This window comes from Xylanimonas protaetiae (assembly GCF_004135385.1).
In the GTDB taxonomy this organism is placed as follows: domain Bacteria; phylum Actinomycetota; class Actinomycetes; order Actinomycetales; family Cellulomonadaceae; genus Xylanimonas; species Xylanimonas protaetiae.
The window spans coordinates 3,625,299-3,649,470 of record NZ_CP035493.1 but is presented as its reverse complement, the minus strand read 5'-3'; the positions used below and the strand labels follow the sequence as shown (position 1 = coordinate 3,649,470).

Here is a 24,172-nt window from a genome sequence, read left to right as displayed (position 1 = left end):
GTGCGGCGCCGTCGGCGCCCGCGCGTCAGAAGATCCAGCTGCACCCGGGCGCCAGCGGCCACGCGAACGCCGCGGCGGCGCGCGCGAGGGCGCCCGGGGTTCGCTCCGTGACCAGGCCCGACGCCGCCAGTGCGGCGAGCGACGTGCCGCCGAGGTAGGCGGCGCCGAGCTCGCGGACGTCGAGCTCCAGGTCGGGGGCGGCGTCCGTGCGCGAGCACGTCGCCGGCGCGAACGCCGGCGCCCGCAGGTGCCACGTCCCGGTGTTCGCGGGCAGCCGCTCGTCGCCAAGCGCGAGCACGACGTCGACGTCGGCCGCGTACTGCCGCGCCGCGAGCGCCGCCGGGGCGTCGACGAGCCGCACCCACAGGTTGTCGGCGACGCGCGGCAGGGCCGCCCGGCGGTCGACGAGGAGATGCGTGACGACGTCGTCGACGGGCAGCACGAACGGCGCGACGACGCTGGTGAGATCGAGGTCGAGCAGCACGCCCCACAGGGCGCGCGCGGCGGCGGCGTCGAGCGCGACGACCTCGCCCGTGTCGACGCGGCCGCGCGGGCCGGCGGTCTCCCAGTCGAGCTTGCGGCGCAGGCGCGCGTAGCCGCGCGGCTCGCCATCGCGTTCGACGACGACGACGCGCTGCGTCTCGCGCCCGGCGCGCCGCAGGGGCGAGTCGTCCCAGAACGCGGCCTGGAGCCCGGCGGTCTCCCGGCTCACCCAGCCGGGGCGGTTGACGCCGCCCACGCCCAGGCCGGCCCGGCGGTGGACGCGGTCGACGAGGTCGCCGTGCGCCTCGCGCGAGGCGAGCTCGACGCGGACGGTGTGCGCGTCGGCGCCGGGGACGTCGCGCAGGGCGGCGCCGCGCGGGATCTCCAGGCGCAGGTCGTCGGCCGCGCGCCCGTAGCCGAACCTGCCGTAGATGGCGTGCTCGGCGGCGAAGAGCGCGGAGAAGGCCTCCCCGCGGGCGGCGCACTCGGCGAGGTGCGCGTCGATCATGGCGGTGAGGATGCCGCGCCGCCGGTGCTGCGGGTGCACGCCCACCCAGGTCAGGCCGCCGGCTGCCGTCGTCGCGCCCGGCACGGGGAACGCCCGGAAGGGGTACGACGAGTACATCGCGGCGAGCTCCCCGTCGCGGGCGTCGGGCGCGACGACGCCGACGGTGCGGTCCCACGCGAGCGGGAAGGCGTCGGCGGGGAAGTCGTCGAGCGGTGCGGGGCTGGGGAACGCCCAGGTGTCGAGCACGAGGACGTCGCGCAGGCGGTCGGCGTCGAGCGCCTCGAAGCGGTGGCCTGCGGGCAGGGAAGCGGTCATGGGCCGATCGTTCCCCGGGCGGGCGCCGGCCGCGAGGGCATAAGGCGCGGGAATACCTGCGCCCGCCTCGCGTTGATGGGAATGGTTCTCAACAACGAGGAGGCTCCCATGGCCCGCAACGAGCTGCGGCCGATCGTCCGGCTCCGGTCGACGGCCGGCACCGGGTTCACCTACGTGACCCGCAAGAACCGCCGGAACGACCCGGACCGGCTGGCGATCCGCAAGTTCGACCCCGTCGTGCGCCGGCACGTCGACTTCCGTGAGGAGCGCTGACATGCGCAAGGACATCCACCCCGCCTACGGCCCCGTCGTCTTCCGCGACCGGAGCACCGGCACCACGTTCGCGACCCGCTCCACGCTGGGCGGCCGCGGCGGCGACGTTCCCGTCGTCGACGTCGAGATCTCGGCGGCGAGCCACCCGTTCTGGACCGGCGGCACGCGCGTCGTCGACACGGCCGGCCGCGTCGAGAAGTTCCGCCGCCGCTACGGGACGCGCTGACGCCCCGAGCCGCCGACGGCGCCGCACCCCACCAGGGTGCGGCGCCGTCGGCGCGTCCGGGCCGTTCAGCGGCGGCGCGTGCCGAAGATCGAGCGCGTGATCTCGCGGACCAGGGTGTTCCCGGCGGTCTTCATGATGGCGTCGAGCGGGCTCGCCGACCGGCGCGGCGCGGCGCGCGGTGCAGTGCGCTGCTTGGCGGCGTCGCGCTCGAGGCGCTCGCGCATCTTCTCGAGCTCGTCCGCCTCCTTCTTCGCGGCGCGCTCGCGCTCCTTGGCGGCGTCGGCGTCGGCCTTGGCCTGCGCCTTCGCGGCCGCCTCGGCGGCGTCCGCCGCCTCGCGCGCCGCGGCCTCCTTCTGGACGCGCACCTGGAGCAGCTCGAACGCCGACTCGTTGTCGACGGCGGTGCCGTACCGGGCCTGCCCGGGCGACGCGGCGACGACGGCGTCGAGCACGCCCTCGGGGGCCGGCTCCATGGACGCCTGCGGGGCGCGCACGCGCGTCCACGCGACGGGCGTCGGGGCGCCCTTCTCGGACAGGACCGTGACCACGGCCTCGCCCGTGCCGAGCGACTGGAGCAGCCGCTCGAGGTCGTAGGGGGAGTGCGGGAACGTGCGCACGGCCTGGCGCAGCGCGGTCGCGTCGTCGGGCGTGAAGGCGCGCAGCGCGTGCTGGACGCGGTTGCCGAGCTGGGCGAGCACGTCGGCCGGCACGTCCTTGGGCGACTGCGTCACGAAGAAGACGCCGACCCCCTTGCTCCGGATGAGCCGGACCGTCTGCGTGACCTGGGTGAGGAAGTCCTTGCTCGCTCCCGTGAACAAGAGATGTGCTTCGTCGAAGAAGAACACGAGGCGGGGCTTGTCGGGGTCACCCACCTCGGGCAGCTCCTGGAACAGGTCGGCGAGCAGCCACATGAGGAACGTCGAGAACAGCCCAGGGCGGTCCTGGACGGCCGGCAGCTCGAGCGCCGAGATGACGCCCTTCCCGTCCGGGGCGACGCGCAGCAGGTCCGACGTCGCGAAGGCCGGCTCGCCGAAGAACACGTCGGCGCCCTGCGCCTGGAGGCCGACGATCTCGCGCAGGATGACGCCCGCCGTCGCGGCGGACAGCCCGCCGATGCCCTTGAGGTCGTCCTTGCCCTCGGCGGAGACCAGGTACGCGATCGTCGACTGGAGGTCCTTGAGGTCGAGCAGCGCAAGGCCCTGCGTGTCGGCCCAGTGGAAGACGAGGCCCAGGCTCGACTCCTGCGTCTCGTTGAGGCCCAGCACCTTGCTCAGCAGCAGCGGGCCGAAGTCGGTGACCGTGGTGCGGACCGGGACGCCCTTGCCCAGGCCGCCCAGCGAGTAGAACTCGACCGGGTACTGCGTGGACGACCACGCCTGGCCGATGCTCGCCGCGCGGGCGACGATCGCGTCGTTCGTCGCGCCCGGCACGGCGAGGCCCGACAGGTCGCCCTTGACGTCCGCGAGGAACACCGGGACGCCCGCGAGCGAGAGGCCCTCGGCCATGCCCTGGAGCGTCTTGGTCTTGCCCGTGCCGGTCGCGCCCGCGACGAGCCCGTGGCGGTTGAGCATCCGCAGCGCGAACCCGACCTGGGCGGCGGGGTTGGGGGCCGGGGTGGCGCCCGGCTCGCCCTCGAGGAGCGCGCCGAGAGGGAGCGTGCCGCCGCCGTAGGCGTAGGCGGCGGCCACCTCGGCGGCGTAGCCGGTGGCGGGCGCGGGAGGCGCCGCCGCGTCGAGGGGCGGGGTCGACGCGGGCGCCGGCGCCGCGGCCGCCTCCGCGGCGTCGAGCGCGGCCTGGGCCGCTGCTGCCTTGGCCTCCGCCGCCTCGGCCGCGGCCTGCGCGGCGGCGGCGCGGAGGGCGGCGAGCTCGGCGGGCGTGGGGGAGGTCGCAGACATGGCGGCAACCTAGCGCGGGCCGGCACGCGCCGCACCAGGCGGAGGGCCCGTGGCGCGGCGGCTAGGGTGGCGGTGCCATGCGCCTCACCATCCCGAAGCCCCGCCCCCGGCCCAGGCCCGTCACCCCGGCGGACGCCGCGCGCCCCGCGGTGCGTGTCGTCACCGACTCGACGGCGTGCCTGCCCGAGGCGGGCGCCGCCGACGGCGGTCCCGTCGTCGTGCCGCTGCAGGTGCTGACCCCGGACGGGACGCGGCGCGAGGGCGTCGACATCACGCCGGCGGAGGTGGCCCGCCGCATCGGGGCCGGGCAGCGGCTGACGACGTCGCAGCCCGCGCCGGAGGACTTCGCGGACGTCTACCGCGGCCTGGCCGCCGAGGGCGCGCGCGCGATCGTGTCGGTGCACCTGTCGGGCGACGTCTCGGGCACGGTCACCGCCGCGGCGCACGCCGGGCAGCGGGCCATGGTGCCCGTGCGGGCCGTCGACTCGCGCACGGCCGCGATGGCCCTGGGCTTCGCGGCGCTGGCGGCGTCGTCGTGCGCGCAGGCCGGGGCGGACGCCGTCCACGTGGCCGCGCGCGCCCGCGAGGTCGCGGCGTCGAGCCGCTGCCTGTTCCTCGTCGACTCGCTCGACCACCTGCGCCGCGGCGGGCGGCTGTCGGCGGGGGCGGCCGCGCTCGGCGCGGCGCTCGGGGTGCGGCCCATCCTCGAGATCGTCGACGGGCAGGTGACCCTGGTGCAGCGCGTGCGGACGCGGGCGGCGGCGCTCGACCGGATGCTCGCGCTCGCGGTGGCGCACGCCGCGACGATGGAGCGGCCCGGCGTCGCCGTGCACCACCTCGGGGCGCCGGAGCGCGCGGCGGCCGCCGCGGGCAGGCTGGCCGAGGTGCTCAACGTGACCCCGGTCGTCACGCCCGTGAGCGCGGTGCTGGGCACGCACGCCGGGCCGGGCGCGCTGGCCGTCGTCGTCGCGGAGCTCGGACGCCACGAGCACTGAGCCGGGCTCAGTCCCGGCGGCGCGAGATCGTCCGGCCCAGCCAGACCAGCGGGTCGTACCTGCGGTCCGCGACGCGCTCCTTCATCGGGATGAGCGCGTTGTCCGTGATCCTGATGCCCTCGGGGCACACCTCGGTGCAGCACTTCGTGATGTTGCAGCGCCCCAGCCCGTGCTCGTCCTGGACGGCGTCGACGCGGTCGGCGACGTCGAGCGGGTGCATCTCGAGCTCCGCGACGCGCATGAGGAAGCGCGGGCCGGCGTAGGCGGCCTTGTTCTCCTCGTGGTCCCGCAGGACGTGGCAGACGTCCTGGCACAGGAAGCACTCGATGCACTTGCGGAACTCCTGCGACCGCTCGACGTCGACCTGCGCCATGCGGTACTCGCCGGGCGCGAGATCGGGCGGCGGCGCGAACGACGGGATCTCGCGTGCCTTGGCGTAGTTGAACGACACGTCCGTGACCAGGTCGCGGATCACGGGAAAGGTCCGCAGGGGCGTGATCGTGACGGGCTCGTCGGGCTCGAAGCCGGCCATCTGCGTCATGCACAGGAGCCGCGGCCGGCCGTTGACCTCCGCCGAGCACGACCCGCACTTGCCCGCCTTGCAGTTCCACCGCACCGCGAGGTCCGGCGCCTGCGTGGCCTGGAGCCGGTGGACGACGTCGAGCACCACCTCGCCGTCGTGCACCTCGACCCGGTAGTCCTGGAGCGCGCCGCCGTCGGCGTCGCCGCGCCACACCCGGAGCCGGGCGTCGTAGCTCATGCCGGGCCTCCCCGCGTGAGGCCGGCCAGCTCGCCCGCCGTGTAGTACTTCCTGAGCTCCTCGACGTCGAACAGCGCGAGCAGGTCCTCGCGCATCGGCTCCCGCTCGGCGGCCTCGACGGCGACCCGCGGCACGACGGCGTCGTCGTCGCCGCCGTCGCGCACGCAGCGGGACACGAGCACCCGGTGGCGCCACTCCGGATCGAGCGCCGGGTGGTCGTCGCGCGTGTGGCCGCCGCGGCTCTCGGTGCGGGTGAGCGCCGACGTCGCCACGGCCTCGGAGACCATGAGCATGTTGCGCAGGTCGAGCGCGAGGTGCCAGCCCGGGTTGTACTGCCGGTGCCCCTCGACGACGACGTGCCGCAGCCGGGCGCGCAGCTCCGCGAGGCGTGCGAGCGCCTGCGTCATCTCGGCCTCGGTGCGGATGATGCCGACGAGGTCGTTCATCATCTGCTGCAGCTCGGCGTGCAGCGTGTACGGGTTCTCGCCCGCCTCGCCCGACGCCGGGGGGTCGAAGGGCGCCAGGGCCGTCGTCGCGGCGGCGTCGACGTCGGCCTCGTCGATCGCGGGCCGCTGCCCGAGGCTGGCGACGTAGTCGGCGGCCCCGAGGCCGGCGCGGCGCCCGAACACCAGCAGGTCGGACAGCGAGTTGCCGCCCAGCCGGTTGGACCCGTGCATCCCGCCCGCGCACTCGCCGGCCGCGAACAGCCCGGCCACGCTCGACTGCCCGGTGTCCGGGTCGACGCCGACGCCGCCCATGACGTAGTGGCACGTCGGGCCGACCTCCATCTGCTCCGCGGTGATGTCCACGTCGGCCAGCTCCTTGAACTGGTGGTACATCGACGGCAGGCGGCGCCTGATCTCCTCGGCGGGCATGCGGCTCGCGATGTCGAGGAACACGCCGCCGTGCTCGGAGCCGCGGCCCTCCTTGACCTCGGTGTTGATCGCGCGCGCCACCTCGTCGCGCGGCAGCAGGTCGGGGGTGCGGCGGTTGGCGTCCTGGTCGGCGTACCAGCGGTCCGCCTCGTCCTCCGACTCCGCGTAGAGGCCCTGGAACACCTCCGGGACGTACCCGAACATGAACCGGTCGCCGGCGGCGTTCTTGAGCACGCCGCCGTCGCCGCGCACGCTCTCGGTCACGAGGATGCCCTTGACGCTCGGCGGCCAGACCATGCCCGTCGGGTGGAACTGCACGAACTCCATGTCGACGAGCCCGGCCCCGGCCCGCATCGCGAGCGCGTGGCCGTCGCCCGTGTACTCCCACGAGTTCGACGTCACCTTGAACGACTTGCCGATGCCGCCCGTCGCCAGCACGACGGCGGGGGCCTCGAACACGATGAACCGGCCCGACTCCCGCCAGTACCCGAACGCGCCCGCGACGGCGCCGTCCTCGGCGGTGAGCAGCTCGGTCACGGTGCACTCGGCGAACACGCGCAGGCGGGCCTCGTAGTCGCCCGTCTCGGCGTGGTCGGCCTGCTGGAGCGCGACGATGCGCTGCTGCAGGGTCCGCAGCAGCTCGAGCCCCGTCCGGTCGCCCACGTGCGCGAGCCGCGGGTACGTGTGCCCGCCGAAGTTGCGCTGGCTGATCCGGCCGTCCGGCGTCCGGTCGAACAGCGCGCCCCACGTCTCGAGCTCCCAGACGCGGTCGGGCGCCTCCTTGGCGTGCAGCTCCGCCATCCGCCAGCTGTTGAGGAACTTGCCGCCGCGCATCGTGTCCCGGAAGTGCACCTGCCAGGAGTCCTTCGCCGCGACGTTGCCCATCGCGGCCGCGCACCCACCCTCGGCCATGACGGTGTGCGCCTTGCCGAACAGCGACTTGCACACGATCGCCACCCGCAGCCCGCGCTCGCGCGCCGCGATGGCGGCACGCAGCCCGGCGCCGCCCGCGCCGATGACGACGACGTCGTACTCGTACCGTTCGGTCTCGGTCAACGCGGGCTCCTTATCCGAGGAAGCGGAGGTCGGTGATCGCGCCGCGGGCGACGAGCATCACGTACAGGTCGGTGAGGATCAGCGACCCGAGCGTGATCCACGCGAACCGCGAGTGCCGGGTGTTGAGCGCCGAGATCCTGGTCCACAGCGCGTACCGCACCGGGTGCCGCGAGAAGTGCTTGAGCCGCCCGCCCATCACGTGCCGGCACGAGTGGCACGACAGCGTGTACAGCCACAGCAGCGTGACGTTGCCCAGCAGGACGAGGTTGCCGACGCCGACGACGAACCCGTCCGTCGGGTGCCAGAACGCCCGGATCGCGTCGTACGTGTTGACCAGCGAGACGACCAGCGTCAGGTAGAAGAAGTACCGGTGCGCGTTCTGGAGGACCAGGGGGAAGCGCGTCTCACCGTGGTACGAGGCGTGCGGCTCCGGGACCGCGCACGCCGCCGGCGCGAGCACGACCGACCGGTAGTACGCCTTGCGGTAGTAGTAGCAGGTCAGCCGGAAGAGCAGCAGGAACGGCAGGGTCAGTGCCGCGTACGGGATCAGCGGGTGGTCCGGCAGGAACATCCCGAAGTGCGACGAGCCCGGCTCCGACGCGCACCCGTGCGAGACGCACGGGGAGTAGAACGGCGTGAGGTAGCGCTCGTCGGCGAAGAAGTACTGCTGCTGGAACGCCCGCACCCCGCCGTACACGAGGAAGACCAGCAGGCCGATGGTGGTCGTCGCGGGCGGCAGCCACCAGCGGTCCGTGCGCAGCGTCCGCGCGCCGACGGTGGCACGCCCCGGGGCGTCGACGCCGCGTTGGTCGACGCCGCGTCGTGGGCCCGCGACAGTCGTCACGACCGGGCGCCGTGGTAGCCGCCCACGCCCTCGTCGTCGGCGTCGCCCCACATCGAGGAGTCCAGCGGCGTGTCGGGCACCACGACGATCTCCGGCGCCGGGCTCGCGGGCCGGGGGATGGCCGACGCGAGGTCACCGACGTCGATCTCGAGGCGTTCGAGGTCGTTCACCAGGCGGCGCACCTCGGGCGCGTCGCCGAACGCGTCGCGCACCCCGGCGACGCTGTGGCGCAGCTGGTCGATCGTGCGACGCAGCGTCGCAAGCTCGGTCGTCGTCACGCGGCACCTCCTCCGCGCGCACGTCGCAACGGTGTGACGTGCGTCACGATCGATTCTGCGGTGGGCGCCCTCGGGTGGCAAGCGTGGGGCGTCGCGTGTCGAGCAAGGTCCTCGGTCGGACGCCGACCCCCGGCGGTCCCACCGGTGAGTTGTGCACAGGGCCGTCCCAGAGCGGACCGGCCCGCACGCGGCCGCCTCCTAGCGTCGCGGCCGTGAACCAGGACAGGTGGACCGAGCCCGAGACCGAGCCGCTCACCGCGGCCGTGAGCCGGCTGCGCGCGGCGCGCTCCGTCGGCGCCGAGCCGCCCGTCGCGGTGGCACCCAGCACCGACGTCTCGACCGGCGTCGGGGTCGCCGACGGCGGTGGCACCCCGGCGCTCGCCGGCACGGACGACGCGACGGCGCGCGGCGACGCGGCAACGCCCCGCCTCGACGCCGACCGCGGCGCCCCGCCCGACAGCACCTCCGCCCTGGCCGACGACCTCCGGGACCGGCTGCGCGACCGGCGGGCAGCGACGAGCGCGGCGCGGCAGGCCGCGACGGCGTACGCGGCGATGCACGGCCACGTTGCGGGCGGCTCCGAGGAGGAGCTCGACGCCGTGGGCGGGCAACGCTGGGCCCTGCGCCCGCGGACCGCGCTCGTCGCCGTCGGGGCCGTGCTGGTGCTCGCCGCCGCGCTCGCGGTGGTGGCGTCCTGGCCGCACCAGGACGTGGACGCGGTGGCGCTCGCCCCGGTGGCCGACGCCTCCGCCGCGCCCCAGGCGCCGCTGCCCGAGCCCGCGGCGTCACCGACACCGTCGGCGCTCGTCGTCGTCGACGTCGTCGGGCAGGTGCAGAGCCCGGGCCTCGTCACGCTGCCCGCGGGGTCACGCGTCTTCGACGCCGTGGCGGCCGCCGGCGGAGCGACCGACGGTGCGGAGCTCGGCGCGATCAACCTCGCCCGACCCGTCGTCGACGGGGAGCAGGTACGCGTGCCGGCCCCCGGCGAGGTCGTCGCCGCGGCGGCCCCGCCCGACGGCGGTACCGGCGAGCCGTCCGGCGCGGGCGGGCGCGGCGCAGGGCTCGTCGACCTCAACACCGCCGACGAGGCCGCCCTCGACACCCTCCCGGGGATCGGCCCGGCGCTCGCCGCGCGCATCGTCGCGTGGCGCACCGACAACGGCCCGTTCGCGTCCGTCGACGAGCTGGACGAGGTGGCGGGCATCGGCCCCGCGATGCTCGCCAAGGTCCGCGACCTGGTGACCGTGTGACCGACCTCCGGCTCGTGCCCGCGGCGCTCGCGGCCTGGGCGGCGGCGTGGGTGCTCACGCGGGAGACGGCGTGGGCGTGGCCCGCGGTCGCGCTCGCGGTCGGTGCGTGCCTCGTCGCGGCCGCGACGGCCGCCCTCGGCGAGCATCGCTCGCGGCGGCCGGCCGGGAGCGAGCGCTCCGCCGGCCGGCCTGCGCGAGGCGCCGGTGCTGCGCACGTCGCCCTCGCGCTCGCGTGCGTCGCCGGGGTCGGGCTGTCGGTGCAGGTCCACGCCGCCGGGCGGTCCGTTGTCGAGGCGCTCGCCGCGCAGAGGGCGGACGTCGTCCTGTCCGGGCGCGTCGCCGACGACGGCCGGCCGGGCGCCTTCGGGTCCGGTGAGACGTGGGTGCTCGCCGCCGACACGGTGCGAGCCCGCGCGGTGACGTCCACGGTCCGGGCGCGCGTGGAGGTGACCTCGACGGACGAGGCGCCGCCGTACGGGGCACGCGTCGTCGTCCACACCCGGCTCGCCCCGACCGACGACGGCGCCGCCGAGGCCGCGCGGGCGAGCACCGGGAGCACCGAGCTCGTGCGGGCGCCGCCGGCGGTCGTCGCCGCGACCACCGCGATGCGGTCCGCGCTGCTCGACGTGACGGCCGACCTGTCGCCGCAGGCGCGGGGTCTCGTCCCCGGCATCGCCGTGGGCGACACCTCGCGCCTGCCGCCCGACCTCGCCGCCGCGTTCCGGGCGACCGGCCTGACGCACCTCACCGCCGTCTCGGGCGGGCACTTCGCGATCGTGCTCGCGCTCGTGACGGCGCTGGCCGGCACGGTGCGCGCGCCGCGCCCGGTGGGGGTGCTCGTAGTGGCGGTGGTCGCCGCCGCGTTCGTGCTGCTCGTGCGCCCGGACCCCAGCGTGCTGCGCGCCGCGGCGATGGCGGCCGTGATGCTGCTGGGCGTCACGTGGGGGAGGCCGGCGCTCTCGGTGCCGTCGCTCGCGGCGTGCGCGGTCGTGCTGCTGGGCGTGGACCCGTGGCTGTCGCGCTCCTTCGGGTTCGCGCTCTCCTGCGCGGCGACCGCGGGGCTGGTGCTGCTCGCCCCGCCGGTGGTCCGGCGCCTGACGCCGTGGGTCGGGCGCACGGCCGCGTTCGCGCTCGCCGTGCCGTTCGCGGCGCAGGCGGCGTGCGGTCCCGTGCTCGTGCTCCTCTCGCCCGCCCTGCCGACGACGTCGGTGCCGGCGAACCTGCTCGCGGCCCCGGCGGTCGTGCCGGCGACGCTGCTCGGGCTCGCGGCGACCGTCACCGCCCCGTGGTGGCCGTTCGCCGCGCACGCGCTGGCCTGGCTGGCGGGCTGCGCCACCTGGTGGATCGCGGCCGTCGCGCGCTGGTGCGCATGCCTGCCCGGGGCGGCCGTGCCGTGGCCGGGCGGCGTCCTCGGGGCGACGGCGCTCGGCGTCCTGACGGTCGTGGGCGTGGCGCTGGTGCTGCGGCGCCCGCCCGGCGAGGGCTGGCCCCACGCCTGGACGGACCTCGCGCGGCGGCGGTGGCGCACCGCGCACGCCTCGGGCCGGGCCGCCCTGGTGCGGTTCCGGCACGGGACGCCGAGCCGTCGCGACCGCAGGCGCGCGCTCGGCGCCGTCCTCGCCGCGCTGACGGCCGTGGTCGTCGTCACGACCGTGGCCGTGCGCGCGGTCCCCCACGCCGGGGACGTCCCCGCCGACTGGCAGGTGGTCGCCTGCGACGTGGGGCAGGGCGACGGGCTCGTGGTGCGCACCGGCCCCGCGGCCGCCGTCGTCGTCGACGTCGGCCCCGACGGCGACGCCGCCGACCGTTGCCTGGACCGGCTCGGTGTCACGCGCGTGGACCTGCTGGTGCTCAGCCACTTCCACGCCGACCACGTCGGCGGGCTGCCCGCCGTCCTGGCCGGCCGCGAGGTGCGCGCGGCCTGGGGGTCGCCGTTGCACGAGCCCGCCGGGCAGGCGCGCCGGACGGTCGAGGCGCTCGAGCGCGTCGGCGTGACCGTGCAGGTGCCCGCACCCGGCGACGCCGGCGTGCTCGGCGAGGGCGGCTGGCGGGTCGAGTGGCACGTGCTCGGAACGGGCCTCGTCGGCGGCGGCAGCGCGGGCGCCGGCGGTACGGGCACCGGCGGTACGGGGCTCGGCACCACGAGGACCAGCAGCGCCGGGACCGGCGGCTCTGTCGAGGGCGACGGCGTCAACGACGCCAGCCTGTCGCTCGAGCTCGTCGCGTCCGGCCCCGGTGGCACGCTCGACGTCGTCGCGCTGGGCGACCTGGAGCAGCCCGGGCAGGACGCGCTGCTCGCCTCGCTGGAGGCGGGTGGTCCGCCCGGCGTGCTCGACGGCGTCGACGTCGTCAAGGTGGCGCACCACGGCTCGGCGTCGCAGTCGCCCGGGCTCGCCCGGCTGCTGCGCCCGCGGGTCGCGCTCGTGAGCGTGGGGGAGGGGAACACCTACGGGCACCCGACCGACCGCATGCTCGACCTGTATGCGGGCGTCGGGTCCACGGTCGTGCGGACGGACGAGTGCGGGTCCGCGGTGCTCGTGGTGCGAGGCGGGAGGACGTCGCTCGCGTGCGTCCGCTGACTCCTGGGTGCCGACCGGGGCACGTCGGCGGGGGCACGTGGGCGGGGCCGCGGAGCGTCGGGCTGCCGAGAGCGTCGGCGGCCCGTGGCAGAGTGGGCGCGTGCCTCCCGCCACCCGCGCCCGCGCCGGCGCCCGCAAGCCCGCAGGCAACGTCCGCGCCTGGGACGAGCCCACGCTCGCGCCCGTCGTGCTGGTGCGCGGCCCGGAGGACCTGCTGCGCGAGCGGGCCGTCGACGGGCTCGTGGGCCTGGCCCGGGAGCGGGACCCCGAGACCGAGAAGGTCGAGCTCGACGGCACCACCTACGGCGCGGGCCAGCTCCAGGTCGCGGCCAGCCCGTCGCTGTTCGGCGAGGCCAAGATCGTCGTGGTCACGGCCGCCGACGCCGGCACCGACGAGCTGTACGCCGACCTGCTCGACCACGTCGCGCGCCCGGACCCGGAGACCACCGTCGTCGTCGTGCACGGCAGCGGGCAGCGTGGCAAGAAGATGCTCGACGCGATCGTCGCGTCCGGGTCGCCCGTCCTCCAGTGCGACGCCGTCACGCGCGACGCCGACAAGGCCGAGTTCGTCGCGCGCGAGCTCCGCACCGCCCGGCGTCGCGCCGAGCCCGAGGCCGTGCGGGCCCTCGTCGACGCGCTCGGCACCGACCTGCGCGAGCTCGCCTCCGCCGTGTCGCAGCTCGTCGCCGACACCTCCGGCACGATCAGCGCAGGCGTCGTCGACCGCTACTACGGCGGCCGGGTCGAGGCCACCGGTTTCAAGGTGGCCGACGCCGCCGTCGCCGGGGACGCCGGCGGTGCGGTCGCCCTGCTGCGGCACGCGCTGGACACGGGTGCCGACCCCGTGCCGCTCGTCGCGGCGCTGGCCATGCGCCTGCGGACCCTCGCCAAGGTGGCCGCGCTGCGCGGCGGCGCCGTCACCGCGCGCGAGCTGGGCCTGCAGGACTGGCAGGTGCGCAACGCCCAGCGCGACCTGCAGCGCTGGACCCCGGAGGGCCTCGCGACCGCGATCAGCGCCGTCGCGCAGGCCGACGCCGAGGTCAAGGGCGAGGGCCGCGACCCGGTGTTCGCCGTCGAGAAGGCCGTGCTCACGATCGCGCGCACGGTCCGGCCGTCGGGTCGCCGCTGACCCCAGGACGTCGCCCTGGTGACGACGGCACGCGCAGCGGGCCTCACGCCGAGACCAGCCGCCACCGTGCGGCGGGACCCGGGGAGGACGAAGGGCGCCGCTCCCCGTGGTGGGGGAGCGGCGCCCTCGACGTTCGTTCAGGCCTGGACGGCCCGGGCGGTCTCAGCTCAGAGAGCGTTGACCAGCTTCGCGACGGCCGACTTGCGGTTCGCGGCCTGGTTCGCGTGGATGACGCCCTTCGAGACAGCCTTGTCGAGCTTGCGCGACGCGGCGGCGGCGGCAGCGGTCGCGGCCTCCTTGTCGCCGGTGGCGACGGCCTCGCGCACGCGGCGCACGTACGTCTTCAGCTCCGACTTGACGGCCTTGTTGCGCAGACGAGCCTTCTCGTTCGTCTTGATGCGCTTGATCTGGGACTTGATGTTTGCCACTGGTGGACTTTCTGGTGTGTTCGCCTGCCAGCCAGCTGACAGCACGAGCGGATAGGTCGTAGAGGGCGGCCGCAGCTCCGGGACTGGGGGTGGGGAACCCTTGGAGAGGAGATGCGGCGGTGCCCGCCGACCTGGGCGGACACGCAGCCACCAACGATACCAGAGGCTCCGAGCGGGCTCGAAGCCGCGGGTCTCAGCCCAGGGCCTTCGCCATCGCGGCCGTGACCTGCGCGAAGAGAGCCTTCGACATGACCGCCCCCTCGCGCCGCACGGCCTGGGGTGCGACGCGGATCACGCGGTTGAGCCGGATCTCGCTCGGGCGCCCCTGCTTGTCCCACGGCCCGGTGCCGATGTCCATCCAGTACCGGCCCGCGCGGGCCTCCTGCTGCACGTCGCGGTCGTGGTCCTTCGAGGTGAGCTGGAGCGCGAGCAGCCACTGCCCGTCGCGCCCCACGAGGAGCACGGGCCGGTCCTTGCCCTGGCGGTGGTCCTCCTCGTACGGCACCCACGTCCACACGATCTCGCCGGGGTCCGGGTTGCCGTCCGGGTGCGGGTCGTACTGGGCCCGCACGCGCCCGCGGTAGTCGCCCGGATAGCCGCCCGCCGCCCCCGTCTCGTGCGATGCCCCCGGGGTCCGTGCCCCCGGGGCCCGAGATGCGCCTGGGGTCCCGGACGGGCCGCCCGGGGTCCGGGACGCGCGCGGACGGCTGCTCGCCACGACCGCGCGCGCAGCGTCCACCAGCAGGTTCACCCATCGACTCGCCACGCGCCACAGCCTACGGGGCGGCCCGTCCTCTGGCCCGGCCGCCCCGTCCCGACCCCCGCCGCCGCGCCGTCATGAGACGGAAACACCATCGGAACCCGCCCGCCACAGACCAGGCCGTACCGTGCGGCCATGGCGGACCTGTTCGACGACTACCCGCTCGGCGCGGCCTACGACGAGATGCTCGACCGTGACCGCGGCGTGCGGCCTCGCTACGCGCCGGTGCACGGCACGCTCGCGAGCCTCACGGCCTCCGAGGTGGCCGGACGGGCCGACGCGCTCGCCCGCTCGTACCTGGCCCAGGGCGTGACCTTCGACTTCGCGGGCGAGGAGCGTCCCTTCCCGCTCGACGTCGTCCCGCGCGTCATCGAGCCGGCGGAGTGGGACACCGTGGCGCGCGGCGTCTCGCAGCGGGTCCGCGCTCTGGAGGCGTTCCTCGCCGACGTGTACGGCCCGCAGCAGGCGGTCAAGGACGGCGTCGTGCCGCTGCGGCTGATCCTGTCGAGCGCGGAGTTCAAGCGTGCGGCCCACGGCATCGAGCCGCCCAACGGGGTGCGCTGCCACGTGTCCGGCATCGACGTCGTGCGCGACGAGCGCGGCGAGTACCGGGTGCTGGAGGACAACGTGCGCGTCCCGTCGGGCGTGAGCTACGTGGTGTCCAACCGGCAGGCGATGGTGCGCTCGTTCCCCGAGCTGTTCTCCTCCATGCGGGTGCGGCCCGTCGTCGACTACCCGCAGCGGCTGCTGGCGGCGCTCGTGGCGGCGGCGCCCGAGGGCGTGCCGGAGCCGACCGTCGTCGTGCTCACGCCGGGCGTGTACAACTCGGCGTACTACGAGCACGCGCTGCTGGCGCGGCTCATGGGCGTCGAGCTCGTCGAGGGCCGCGACCTGTTCTGCTCCGCCGGGCGCGTGTTCATGCGCACCACCGAGGGGTCGCGCCGGGTCGACGTCATCTACCGCCGCGTCGACGACGACTTCCTCGACCCGGTCCAGTTCCGGGCCGACTCGGTGCTGGGCGTGCCTGGCCTCGTCGGCTGCGCCCGGCGGGGGCAGGTGACGCTGGCCAACGCGATCGGCAACGGCGTCGCCGACGACAAGCTCGTCTACACCTACGTGCCCGAGCTCGTGCGCTACTACCTCGGCGAGGAGCCCCTCCTCAAGAACGTCGACACGTGGCGGCTCCAGGAGCCCGAGGCGCTGGCCGAGGTGCTCGACCGGCTCGACGAGCTCGTGGTCAAGCCCGTCGACGGCTCGGGCGGCAAGGGCATCGTCGTCGGGCCCGCGGCGTCGCGCGGCGAGCTCGACGCGCTGCGCACCCGCCTCGTCGCCGACCCGCGCGGCTGGATCGCCCAGCCGGTGATCCAGCTCTCGACGGCGCCCACGTTCGTCGACGGCGGGTTCCGCCCGCGGCACATCGACCTGCGGCCCTTCGCCGTGAACGACGGCCACGACGTCTGGGTGCTGCCCGGCGGCCTGACGCGTGTCGCGCTGCCCGAGGGGCAGCTCGTCGTCAACAGCTCGCAGGGCGGCGGGTCCAAGGACACCTGGGTGGTCGAGGGGCGGCCGCGCGCCCGCCGCGGCGTGGCCGAGGCCGGCGCGACGCCGTCGGGCCGGGCCGCCCACCCCGCGGGCGTCACCGTGGCCGGCGTGCCGCTGACCACCAACCCGGCCGACGTCCGCACGAGCCAGCAGCAACAGCAGCAGCAGACCGCCATCGAGCCGACGGGAGCCGTCACGTGCTGAGCCGCATCGCCGAGTCGCTGTTCTGGATCGGCCGGTACGTGGAGCGCGCCGACGACACGGCGCGCATCCTCGACGTCCACGTCCAGCGCCTCTCCGAGGACCCGTTCGCCGAGGAGCAGATCGCCTGCCGCTCGCTGCTCGCGATCATGGACCACCCGGCGCCGCCCGCCGAGGAGCTCGTCGACCGCGACCTCGTGGTGCGCCTGCTGGCCCGCGACCGCGTCAACCCGTCGTCGATCGCGGGCGCGCTCGTCGCGGCGCGCGAGAACGCCCGCCGGGCGCGCGAGATCGTCTCGACCGAGCTGTGGGAGTGCCTCAACACCACGCGCAACGAGGTCTCGACGATGGCGCCGTCGCTCATCCCGCACGACTTCTTCGCGTGGGTGCGCCAGCGTGCCGCCGTCGTCGCCGGGATCATGGACTCGGCCACGAGCCGCGACGCGACGTGGCACTTCATGATCCTGGGCCGCTCGATCGAGCGGGCCGACATGACGGCCCGCCTGGTCACCACGCAGGCCCGGCTCGGCGCGGCGGGCCCTGGCTGGACGACGTTGCTGCGCTCGTGCGGCGCGCACGAGGCGTTCCTGCGCGCCTACCGCGGCCGCGCCGACGACGACCGGGCGGCCGGGTTCCTGCTGCGCGACCCGCTGTTCCCGCGCTCGATCGTCGCGGCGCTCACGCAGGCTGACGCCGCGCTGCGCGACCTCGAGCCCGCCGAGGCGGGCCGGGGCGCTGGCGACGAGGCCCGGCGCGAGCTCGGCATCGTGCGCACGGAGCTCGAGTACGCCCGTCTCGAGGACCTCCTCGAGCGGCTGCCCGAGGTGCTGGAGCGCGTCCAGCTCGCGTGCGCGCGGGCCAGCGACGCCGTCAAGGACAGGTACTTCCCGGCCGCCGCCACGACGGCCTGGGTGGGGGAGGCGTTGTGAGCGTGCTGCGGGTGGTCCACACGACGACGTTCGACTACGGCGGCCCCGTGCGCGCCTCCTACAACGAGGCGCGCATGCGCCCGGTCGACGACGAGCGCCAGCGCGTGCGCAGCGCCCGGGTCGACGTGCAGCCCCACACCTGGACCGACGAGTACGTCGACTACTGGGGCACGGCCGTCACGTCGTTCGAGATGCTCAGCTCGCACGAGCGGCTGACCATCGTGGCCGAGTCCGTCGTCGAGCGGGGCCCCGCGCCGGCACCGGCGCTGGCGTGGTCCTGGGCCGACATCGGCGGCGAGTCCGTCCTCGACGCCCACGCCGCGTTCCTCGCCCCGACCGCCACCACGGACGTGCCCGACGACGTCGCGGCGCTCGCGCTGGAGGCGGCGGGCGGGCTGGCCCCCACGGCCGCGGCCGAGGCGGTGTGCCTCGCGGTGCGCGACCGGCTCGAGTACGTGCCGGGCGTGACCGCCGTGCACACCCCGGCGAGCGAGGCCTGGGCGGCCCGCAAGGGCGTGTGCCAGGACATGGCGCACCTGGCCATCGGGGCGCTGCGCAGCGTCGGCATCCCGGCGCGGTACGTGTCGGGCTACCTGCACCCGCGCGGCGACGCCCCGGTGGGGGAGACGGTGCTGGGCGACTCGCACGCCTGGCTGGAGTTCTGGACCGGCACGTGGACGGGGTACGACCCCACCAACCGCCGGTTCGTCAGCACCGATCACGTCGTCGTCGCCCGCGGGCGCGAGTACGGCGACGTGCCGCCCCTCAAGGGCGTGTACGCCGGGCCGGGGCCGAGCGCCCTGGAGGTCGAGGTGCAGATCACCCGGATCGGGTGAGCGACGCCGCCAGCGACGGGCGGGCGGGCCTCGCCCGGCACGGGTGCCGGGCGAGGCCCCTGCCTGTCAGCCGAGCGGGATCCGCAGCACCGAGCCCGTCCCGGCGCACACGCTGCAGTCGGACACGTAGGCCGCGCGCTTGTCGAACGTGAGGCCGCCCGGGGCGGTCAGCGCGGGCGTGGCGACCGGCTGGGCGGTGCCGTTGCGCCCGACGCGCAGCAGCGCGCCGCTGAGGTCGCCCGAGAGCAGCCCGTTCTGCGTGATCTCCAGGACGTACAGCCTCCCGTCGGGGCCGAAGCCGAGGTCGATGACGTTCGTGAAGCCCGACGCGTACACCGTCGGCGCCTGGCCGGGCACCACCCGGTAGACGTTCGCCCCGCCGTTCGGGAAGGGGAACCCGGTGAGCTGCCCGACGTAGTAGGCGCCGTCGGGCCCGCGCGTGACCGACGTCGGGACGGCGTCCATCGGGAGCTGCGTCCCCGGGGGCAGCCCGAGCTCGGGCGGGGCGTCGACCATGCGGATCGGGAACGTCGCGAGGGTCCGCACGCGGCCCCGCGGGTCGACGGACAGCAGCGAGTTGCCGCCCGCGTCGACGGCGACGTACCCGTTGCCGTTCGCGACGAGCGAGTTGGGGTTGGTGTCGGGGCCGGCGCCGTCGGGGTCGGCCGTGGCCTCGTACGTGGCGAGGTCCGCGACGCGCGAGACGCCGCGGCCCTGCTGGACCAGCAGGGAGGCCGACCGCTTCGCGGCGAGCGGCGGCAGCTGGGCGATCGTCGCCGGCGGGTTGCCGAGCCCGACCGTGAACGCGAGGCGCCCGTGCGCGACGACGACGTCGGACGGGCCGATGGCCTGGGCGCCGTCGCCCTGGCCGCCGAGCGAGGGCAGGCCCGTGACGACGCGGGCCTGCTGCCCGTGGCGCACGCGCGTGATGGCGCCGCTGTCGCCGAAGCAGACGGAGCCGCCCTCGGGCCCTTCGAAGCACGGCGCGTCGCCGCCGCGGCCGGCCTCGGCCACGTAGATCGTGCCGTCGGGGGCGACCGTCAGGCCGCGCGGGTTGTCGAGGCCGGAGGCGACGGTGGTGACACCGCTGCCGCCGTGCTGGCCGTGCTTGCCGTGGTCGTCGTGCGCCGACGCCGCGGCGCCCGTGCCGACGGTGAGGAGGACTGCCGCCGCGACCGCGGTCACGGCGCGAGGTGTTCTGGTACGCATGATGCTCCCGTGTTCCTCGTGCGCCCGCGCCGGTCGCGGGCACCGCGCAGTAGAGAGGGAGCAGGAGCGCGGCCGTGACACCCGGCCGGAGTCTCAGGGGGTGATTCCCGCGGCGAGCGCCGCGTCGAGCGCGGCGGCGTCGCCGTCGACGGTGACACCCGCTGCGGCCGGGGAGACGCGGCGCCACAGGACGAGGTCGAGGGCGCGCGCGTCGCCCGTGACGGTCGCGGCGGGGGAGCCGGCCGGGTCCCGGCCGTCCTCGTGGGCCCCGAGCACCCACCGTGCCGCGCCGTCGGCGTCGCGCAGCGCGACGAGCCGGGCGAGCGGCGCGATGCGGCCCAGGCGCACCTGCCGCGGCTCGAACATGGTCACGACCTCGTCGACGCCGTCGGCCCAGACCTCGGGCTCGAGGTCGACGACGCCGTCGAGCACGTCCGGCGTCCAGGCCCCGGCGCGGGCCGCGGCGAGGTCGCCGAGGTGGACGAGGGTCTCGTGCACCTGGCGGCGGAACCAGAACGACGCGGCCCCGGGGCCGACGAGCGTGAGCGCCGCGCCGTCGGGCCCGACGGCGGCGAGCGTGGCCCGCAGGTCGGCGGCGTGCTCGGCGTAGAGCGCCGCGAGCTCGGGCGCGTCGAGCGCGCCGACGCCGGGTTCCTGGTCGCGGGTCGGGTCGCCCTCGGCCATCCCTGCGGCCCAGCGGTGGACGCCGGCCAGGTGCGCGACGAGCTCGCGGACCCGCCAGCCGTCCAGCCCTGGGACGACGGCCTCGGGGTCGACGTCGGCAGCGAGCGCCGCGAAGGCGGACTGGAGGCGTGCGAGCTGCGCGAGGTACGCGTCGGGCGTCATGACCGCACGCTAGCGGCGACGTCGGTGGCACAACACCGTGGGCAGCGGCGATCGAGATCGATCTCGACGATCACATGCCCGCCATCGCTCTGTCAAAGAACGAGAGCGGCCGGAAGGCCCTCTTATCGTGATCGGGGTGGTTCACGATGACATAGGAGTCAGGATGAGAAGGCTTGTTACGTCGCCGATGACGAACCGAGGAACCTGGGGCCGGGCCCCACATGACTCTCGTGCCACGCGTCCTTCGGGGACGACGATCATCTCTCGTGGCGTCGAAGGTCGCGGGTTCTAGCCGTGCCGGAGTCGACGGACGCCCGGCGGGACCATCGGGTTCGCCGTGTCTCTCGTGGTCGGGGCACGTCCGGCGGGAGGAGGCGTTCGGCGGTGCTCGTCATGGCCGCGACCGGGTCGCTCGCTCTCGGGGGGTGCTCCGCGGGCGGCGACGAGGCCGGCGCGAGCCCGTGGCCCGTCAGGGTTCAGGCGATCCTGGACGATCACGAGACGTCGCCCTTCGTGCGGAGCGTGATGGAAGACGGCGTCGTGACGATCGCGGAGGCGCGCGAGGCGGTCTCGGGGTTCACGACGTGCCTCGCGGGCCACGGGCTCGGGTACTCCACCTGGAGCGATCGGGACGGCTGGCCGTTCGCGAACGAGTCGAGTCCCTCGCACGTGGTGTACACGCAGGAGATGCAGGACAACGGGTTCAGCTGTCAGATCGAGTGGCTCGGTATCGACGCGCTGAACGAGCTCGGACAGGCGATGTATGCGAATCCTGCGGGCGAGGCCGAGGAGGTGCTGACCGCGCGTTGCCTCGTCCGGAACGGTCTTGTTCCGGAGGGCTTCTCGGGCCAGGACTTCAGGGAGTTCGAGCGACCTTTCCTCGTCACGTCTCCGGACGAGCAAGAACATGTCCGGGCGTTTCAGCGCGAACGCGAGGCGGTGCTGCCCGGAGGTGTCGAGTGGTTGAGCCACGAGGTGACAGCGTGCCGCGTCGACCACCGTTTCGATCTCGCGAACGGCACGGCGACGGAATGGCTCAACGACTAGCCGGTCCCACGGCTGCCGCCCGGGGTGTCGACCTCAACGAGAGCGAGGCCGCGTGGGAGTGCCGGACGGACCCTCGGCACGGCGTAGAGCACGGCACTTGGACAGCACGGCAGTGAGTGAGGCAGGTAATGACACGTCGATGGAGAGCAGGGGCCCTGTGCGTGGCCGCCGGGCTCGGTCTCGGAGCGGCGGTCGTGCTCGTCGCGGCTCCGACCCCGGCGCCCGCGTGGGCGGACCCCGAGGGTGCCGTGCTCGGGGACGTGGCTGTGACGGTCCAGGAGCACACGGGGCAGCAGGCCGTCTCGGGGATCCCCGAGGTGAGTCCCGAGGTGACGATGGGCTGGCCCGCGGGCGGGGTTCTTCGGGGGACCGCGTGCGTTCCGGGTGGCGTGCTGGAGTCGGGCACGACCCCGTTCGTCGTCGACGGGCGCCCGGTGCTCGCCCTCCATGCCGCTACCCCGTTCTGGCGGGATCTCGCGCAGGGTGCTCGTGGCGACGACGTCCTGGCCCTCCAGCAGGAGCTGAACCGTCTCGGTGCCGGCGTGTCCGAGGACGGCCGGCTCGCCGCGTCGACCGTGTCCGCCGTACGTGACCTCTGGGCACGGGCCGGCGGCGGGCAGCGACAGGCGACGCTGCCGCTCGGCCAGGTGATCTGGCTCCCGGAGCCGGCGATGACGGTCACGGGCTGCCCCGCGCGCGTGGGTGCGACGGTGAACGCCGACGAGCCGGCGCTCACGGTCGGCGGGCGTCTCGAGACGCTGACGCTTGCCGTGCCGGACGGCGCGGACGACGGGCAGTGGGCAGGGGAGTGGGTGGCCATGATCCCTGGGACCGAGGTCGCTGCCCCGGTGCCGGCGGACGGCGTCGTGATCGAGCGCGCGTTCCTGGCGGCCTTCGGGGAGCTGGGGACGTTCCAGCAGTGGGCGACGACGGGGCTGGGCACGGTGCCGGTCACCGTGCGCCTCGCCGAGCCGCGACCCGTCGTGGCCGTCCCGGCGTCGGCGCTGTTCGACGTGGTCGGCTCGGCCGGGTGCGTGGTCGCGGACGGTGTGCCGACGCCGGTGCGGATCGTCGCGTCCCAGTTCGGGCACACGCATGTGACGGCCGAGCCGCTCCCCGCCCGCGTGCAGGTGGCACCCGTCGCGCCGCCGGCGTGCAGGTGACCGGATGCCGGTGACGCTGCGCGGCCTGTCGCACTCCTTCCCCGGCACGGGGGTGCTGTTCCGCGGCCTCGACCTGGACCTCCGGGCGGGCGACCTGGTGGCGCTGACCGGCCCGTCCGGGTCGGGCAAGTCGACGCTGCTGTCCCTGATCGCCCGGTGGGAGCGACCAGCCGCCGGGACCGTGACGTGGGCGGGTGTCACGTCGGTCGGATGGGTGTTCCAGAACTCGCACGGCGTCGCCCGCCGAACCGCGCTCGACCACGTCACGCTGCCGCTCCTCGCCCGCGGCGCCGGGCGCGCCGACGCCGACCGTCACGCCCTCGCGATCATGGAACGCTTCGGGCTGGCGGCGGTCGCCTCTCGGCCCTTCGCCGCACTGTCCGGTGGGGAGGCGCAGCGCCTCATGCTGGCCCGGGCCGTGGCGAAGGCCCCGTCGTTGCTCCTCGTCGACGAGCCGACAGCCCAGCTCGGCCCCACCGCCGCCGCGACCGTGAACCGGGTCCTGGGCGAGCTTGCGATGGCCGAGACGATCGTCGTCGTCGCCACGCACGACGCGGACACCCGCGACGCGTGCTCACGGGTCGTGGACCTGCGGCGGGTCCCGGCATGACCGCCGTCCGATGGCGTGAAGTGCTGCGCGAGGCCGCCCGCAACGTCACGACAGGGACCACGCGTGCGCTGATCGCCCTCGTCGCGTTCGCCGCCGTGGTCGGCGTCACCACGGTCGCGCAGGTCCGGGGCGTCGCGGACGTTGCCCAGCAGGCGTACGCGTGGCGCGCCCAGGGTTCGTCGGTGCAGATCGTCCAGCTCGCGGGAGCGATCGACGGCGCCCAGTGCGACGCCCTCGCCGGATCTGGTGGCATCGTCTCCTCGGGAGCCGTGCGTGCGACCGCAGCGACCCGGCTCGCGGTGCTGCCCTCCACCCCCGTGGAGACCTTCGAGGTCACACCCGGGCTGGGACGCCTCCTCGGCGTCACGACCGGACCGCACCATGCACCGGGCGGGGTGTGGATCGCCGAGGACCTGGCCGACGTGGTCGGCCGCAGCACGGACACGGTGCACGTGCTGCGGGGCGACGGCTCCGGCCACGACATCCAGGTCGCCGGCGTCTACCCCTACCCCGCGGACGGGCGCATGCCCGCGCTCGCCTACACGCTGCTCGCACCCGTGCCCGCAACGGGCCGGTTCGACTCCTGCTGGGCCGAGGTGTGGCCCGAGAACCCCGCGGCGATCACCCTGCTGATGCTCTCCGCCGACGCCCCGGTCCTGGACGGCGGCCGGCGCGACGCCCCCCAGGTCGTCCAGCTCAACGCCACCGCCGGGCGCGCCTTCGACGCATCGGCACGGTTCGCCGCGCTGCCCCTGTGGCCGCTGACCGCGGCCGCTGTCGTCCTGACCGCCGCACTCGCGGTCACCCTCGTACGGAGCCGCCGGCTCGAGCTCGCCTCCGCGCTGCACGCCGGGATCGACAAGCCCTCGATGCTCGCCCAGCTCCAGGCCGAGACCCTCGCCTGGACGCTCACGGCGAACATCGTCGTCGTCCCCGCCGCCTGGGCGGCGTCGGTCTGGGCGAACCCCGACCCTGCCTGGACCGCCTTCGCCCCCGCGCTTCGCACCACCATCCTGGCCCTTGTCACCGCGCACCTCGCCACGCTCGCGACCACCTGCACCCTCCGCGAGAGGCACCTCTTCCGGCATTTCAGGCAACGCTGACCCTCGTGGTTCCGGCGATGTCAGCCCGCCTC

At 75.4% G+C, this 24,172-nt stretch carries 23 protein-coding genes; 13 read left to right on the top strand and 10 right to left on the bottom strand.

The genetic code is table 11. The features are described from left to right. Positions 1 to 25: 25 nt before the first annotated feature. Positions 26 to 1,306 (bottom strand): GNAT family N-acetyltransferase, encoded by a 1,281-nt coding sequence (locus tag ET471_RS16965; protein WP_129190269.1) that lies wholly within the window; start codon positions 1,304 to 1,306, stop codon positions 26 to 28. Positions 1,307 to 1,414: 108 nt separating this feature from the next. Here ET471_RS16965 and rpmG point away from each other — a divergent pair, with 108 nt between their 5' ends. Beyond that, positions 1,415 to 1,579: a 50S ribosomal protein L33 gene (gene rpmG / locus ET471_RS16960; protein ID WP_129190267.1), complete on the top strand. Its 165-nt coding sequence runs from the start codon at positions 1,415 to 1,417 to the stop codon at positions 1,577 to 1,579. Between the two features lies 1 nt (position 1,580). Then, complete coding sequence (locus ET471_RS16955; RefSeq protein WP_129190265.1) at positions 1,581 to 1,805, top strand: type B 50S ribosomal protein L31; 225 nt, start codon at positions 1,581 to 1,583, stop codon at positions 1,803 to 1,805. Between the two features lie 65 nt (positions 1,806 to 1,870). On the opposite strand, the gene ET471_RS16950 is transcribed toward ET471_RS16955, so the two are convergent. Further along, positions 1,871 to 3,700 carry a helicase HerA-like domain-containing protein gene (locus ET471_RS16950; protein ID WP_129190263.1) on the bottom strand — a complete coding sequence of 610 codons (1,830 nt, stop codon included), beginning with the start codon at positions 3,698 to 3,700 and terminating at the stop codon, positions 1,871 to 1,873. 77 nt (positions 3,701 to 3,777) lie between these two features. Between ET471_RS16950 and ET471_RS16945 the strand changes: the two genes are divergently transcribed. Next, positions 3,778 to 4,695 carry a DegV family protein gene (locus tag ET471_RS16945; protein WP_129190261.1) on the top strand — a complete coding sequence of 306 codons (918 nt, stop codon included), beginning with the start codon at positions 3,778 to 3,780 and terminating at the stop codon, positions 4,693 to 4,695. A 7-nt stretch (positions 4,696 to 4,702) separates the two neighbouring features. Here ET471_RS16945 and ET471_RS16940 read toward each other — a convergent pair whose 3' ends face one another. Genes ET471_RS16940 through ET471_RS16925 form a run of 4 tightly spaced genes read right to left on the bottom strand, consistent with a single transcriptional unit; the run spans position 4,703 to position 8,508 of the window. After that, positions 4,703 to 5,455, bottom strand: a complete 753-nt coding sequence (locus ET471_RS16940; protein ID WP_129190259.1) for a succinate dehydrogenase/fumarate reductase iron-sulfur subunit — start codon at positions 5,453 to 5,455, stop codon at positions 4,703 to 4,705. Then, positions 5,452 to 7,386 carry a fumarate reductase/succinate dehydrogenase flavoprotein subunit gene (locus tag ET471_RS16935; protein WP_129190257.1) on the bottom strand — a complete coding sequence of 645 codons (1,935 nt, stop codon included), beginning with the start codon at positions 7,384 to 7,386 and terminating at the stop codon, positions 5,452 to 5,454. Before ET471_RS16935 ends, ET471_RS16940 begins: the two co-directional genes overlap by 4 nt. A gap of 10 nt (positions 7,387 to 7,396) precedes the next feature. After that, positions 7,397 to 8,230: a hypothetical protein gene (locus tag ET471_RS16930; protein ID WP_129190255.1), complete on the bottom strand. Its 834-nt coding sequence runs from the start codon at positions 8,228 to 8,230 to the stop codon at positions 7,397 to 7,399. Next, positions 8,227 to 8,508, bottom strand: a complete 282-nt coding sequence (locus ET471_RS16925) for a hypothetical protein (RefSeq protein WP_129190253.1) — start codon at positions 8,506 to 8,508, stop codon at positions 8,227 to 8,229. The genes ET471_RS16930 and ET471_RS16925 overlap by 4 nt, the downstream gene beginning before the upstream one ends. Before the next feature lie 212 nt (positions 8,509 to 8,720). Here ET471_RS16925 and ET471_RS19040 point away from each other — a divergent pair, with 212 nt between their 5' ends. The 3 genes from ET471_RS19040 to holA all read left to right on the top strand — a co-directional run bounded on the left by ET471_RS19040 (position 8,721) and on the right by holA (position 13,466). Continuing rightward, positions 8,721 to 9,758, top strand: a complete 1,038-nt coding sequence (locus ET471_RS19040; protein ID WP_342586055.1) for a ComEA family DNA-binding protein — start codon at positions 8,721 to 8,723, stop codon at positions 9,756 to 9,758. Continuing rightward, positions 9,755 to 12,337 carry a ComEC/Rec2 family competence protein gene (locus ET471_RS16915; protein ID WP_129190251.1) on the top strand — a complete coding sequence of 861 codons (2,583 nt, stop codon included), beginning with the start codon at positions 9,755 to 9,757 and terminating at the stop codon, positions 12,335 to 12,337. Before ET471_RS19040 ends, ET471_RS16915 begins: the two co-directional genes overlap by 4 nt. A 100-nt stretch (positions 12,338 to 12,437) precedes the next feature. Further along, the gene (gene holA / locus ET471_RS16910) at positions 12,438 to 13,466 is read left to right on the top strand and encodes a DNA polymerase III subunit delta (RefSeq protein ID WP_129190249.1); all 1,029 of its coding nucleotides are present in this window, start codon (positions 12,438 to 12,440) and stop codon (positions 13,464 to 13,466) included. 167 nt (positions 13,467 to 13,633) lie between these two features. Here the strand turns inward: holA and rpsT are convergent, their stop codons facing one another. Further along, on the bottom strand, positions 13,634 to 13,894 hold the full coding sequence (gene rpsT, locus ET471_RS16905) for a 30S ribosomal protein S20 (RefSeq protein WP_129190247.1): 261 nt from the start codon (positions 13,892 to 13,894) through the stop codon (positions 13,634 to 13,636). Between the two features lie 193 nt (positions 13,895 to 14,087). Beyond that, the gene (locus ET471_RS16900) at positions 14,088 to 14,465 is read right to left on the bottom strand and encodes a type II toxin-antitoxin system PemK/MazF family toxin (RefSeq protein ID WP_425356563.1); all 378 of its coding nucleotides are present in this window, start codon (positions 14,463 to 14,465) and stop codon (positions 14,088 to 14,090) included. Positions 14,466 to 14,789: 324 nt separating this feature from the next. Between ET471_RS16900 and ET471_RS16895 the strand changes: the two genes are divergently transcribed. From ET471_RS16895 to ET471_RS16885, 3 genes are read left to right on the top strand one after another with little or no spacing between them, the layout of a single operon-like run. Beyond that, positions 14,790 to 16,400, top strand: coding sequence for a circularly permuted type 2 ATP-grasp protein (locus ET471_RS16895; RefSeq protein ID WP_129190242.1), 1,611 nt, complete (start codon positions 14,790 to 14,792; stop codon positions 16,398 to 16,400). Then, positions 16,394 to 17,326, top strand: a complete 933-nt coding sequence (locus tag ET471_RS16890) for an alpha-E domain-containing protein (RefSeq protein WP_129190240.1) — start codon at positions 16,394 to 16,396, stop codon at positions 17,324 to 17,326. Before ET471_RS16895 ends, ET471_RS16890 begins: the two co-directional genes overlap by 7 nt. Further along, positions 17,323 to 18,162 carry a transglutaminase family protein gene (locus ET471_RS16885; RefSeq protein ID WP_129190238.1) on the top strand — a complete coding sequence of 280 codons (840 nt, stop codon included), beginning with the start codon at positions 17,323 to 17,325 and terminating at the stop codon, positions 18,160 to 18,162. The genes ET471_RS16890 and ET471_RS16885 overlap by 4 nt, the downstream gene beginning before the upstream one ends. Before the next feature lie 66 nt (positions 18,163 to 18,228). Here the strand turns inward: ET471_RS16885 and ET471_RS16880 are convergent, their stop codons facing one another. Next, on the bottom strand, positions 18,229 to 19,371 hold the full coding sequence (locus ET471_RS16880; RefSeq protein WP_129190236.1) for a ScyD/ScyE family protein: 1,143 nt from the start codon (positions 19,369 to 19,371) through the stop codon (positions 18,229 to 18,231). Positions 19,372 to 19,464: 93 nt separating this feature from the next. Further along, positions 19,465 to 20,217, bottom strand: coding sequence for a maleylpyruvate isomerase N-terminal domain-containing protein (locus tag ET471_RS16875; protein ID WP_129190234.1), 753 nt, complete (start codon positions 20,215 to 20,217; stop codon positions 19,465 to 19,467). 384 nt (positions 20,218 to 20,601) lie between these two features. Between ET471_RS16875 and ET471_RS16870 the strand changes: the two genes are divergently transcribed. From ET471_RS16870 to ET471_RS16855, 4 genes are all read left to right on the top strand, one after another. Further along, positions 20,602 to 21,264 carry a hypothetical protein gene (locus ET471_RS16870; RefSeq protein ID WP_129190232.1) on the top strand — a complete coding sequence of 221 codons (663 nt, stop codon included), beginning with the start codon at positions 20,602 to 20,604 and terminating at the stop codon, positions 21,262 to 21,264. Positions 21,265 to 21,425: 161 nt separating this feature from the next. Continuing rightward, positions 21,426 to 22,427 carry a peptidoglycan-binding domain-containing protein gene (locus ET471_RS16865; RefSeq protein WP_129190230.1) on the top strand — a complete coding sequence of 334 codons (1,002 nt, stop codon included), beginning with the start codon at positions 21,426 to 21,428 and terminating at the stop codon, positions 22,425 to 22,427. Between the two features lie 4 nt (positions 22,428 to 22,431). After that, positions 22,432 to 23,037 carry an ABC transporter ATP-binding protein gene (locus ET471_RS16860; RefSeq protein WP_129190228.1) on the top strand — a complete coding sequence of 202 codons (606 nt, stop codon included), beginning with the start codon at positions 22,432 to 22,434 and terminating at the stop codon, positions 23,035 to 23,037. Further along, the gene (locus ET471_RS16855) at positions 23,034 to 24,140 is read left to right on the top strand and encodes a hypothetical protein (RefSeq protein ID WP_129190226.1); all 1,107 of its coding nucleotides are present in this window, start codon (positions 23,034 to 23,036) and stop codon (positions 24,138 to 24,140) included. Before ET471_RS16860 ends, ET471_RS16855 begins: the two co-directional genes overlap by 4 nt. Positions 24,141 to 24,172: the final 32 nt, after the last annotated feature.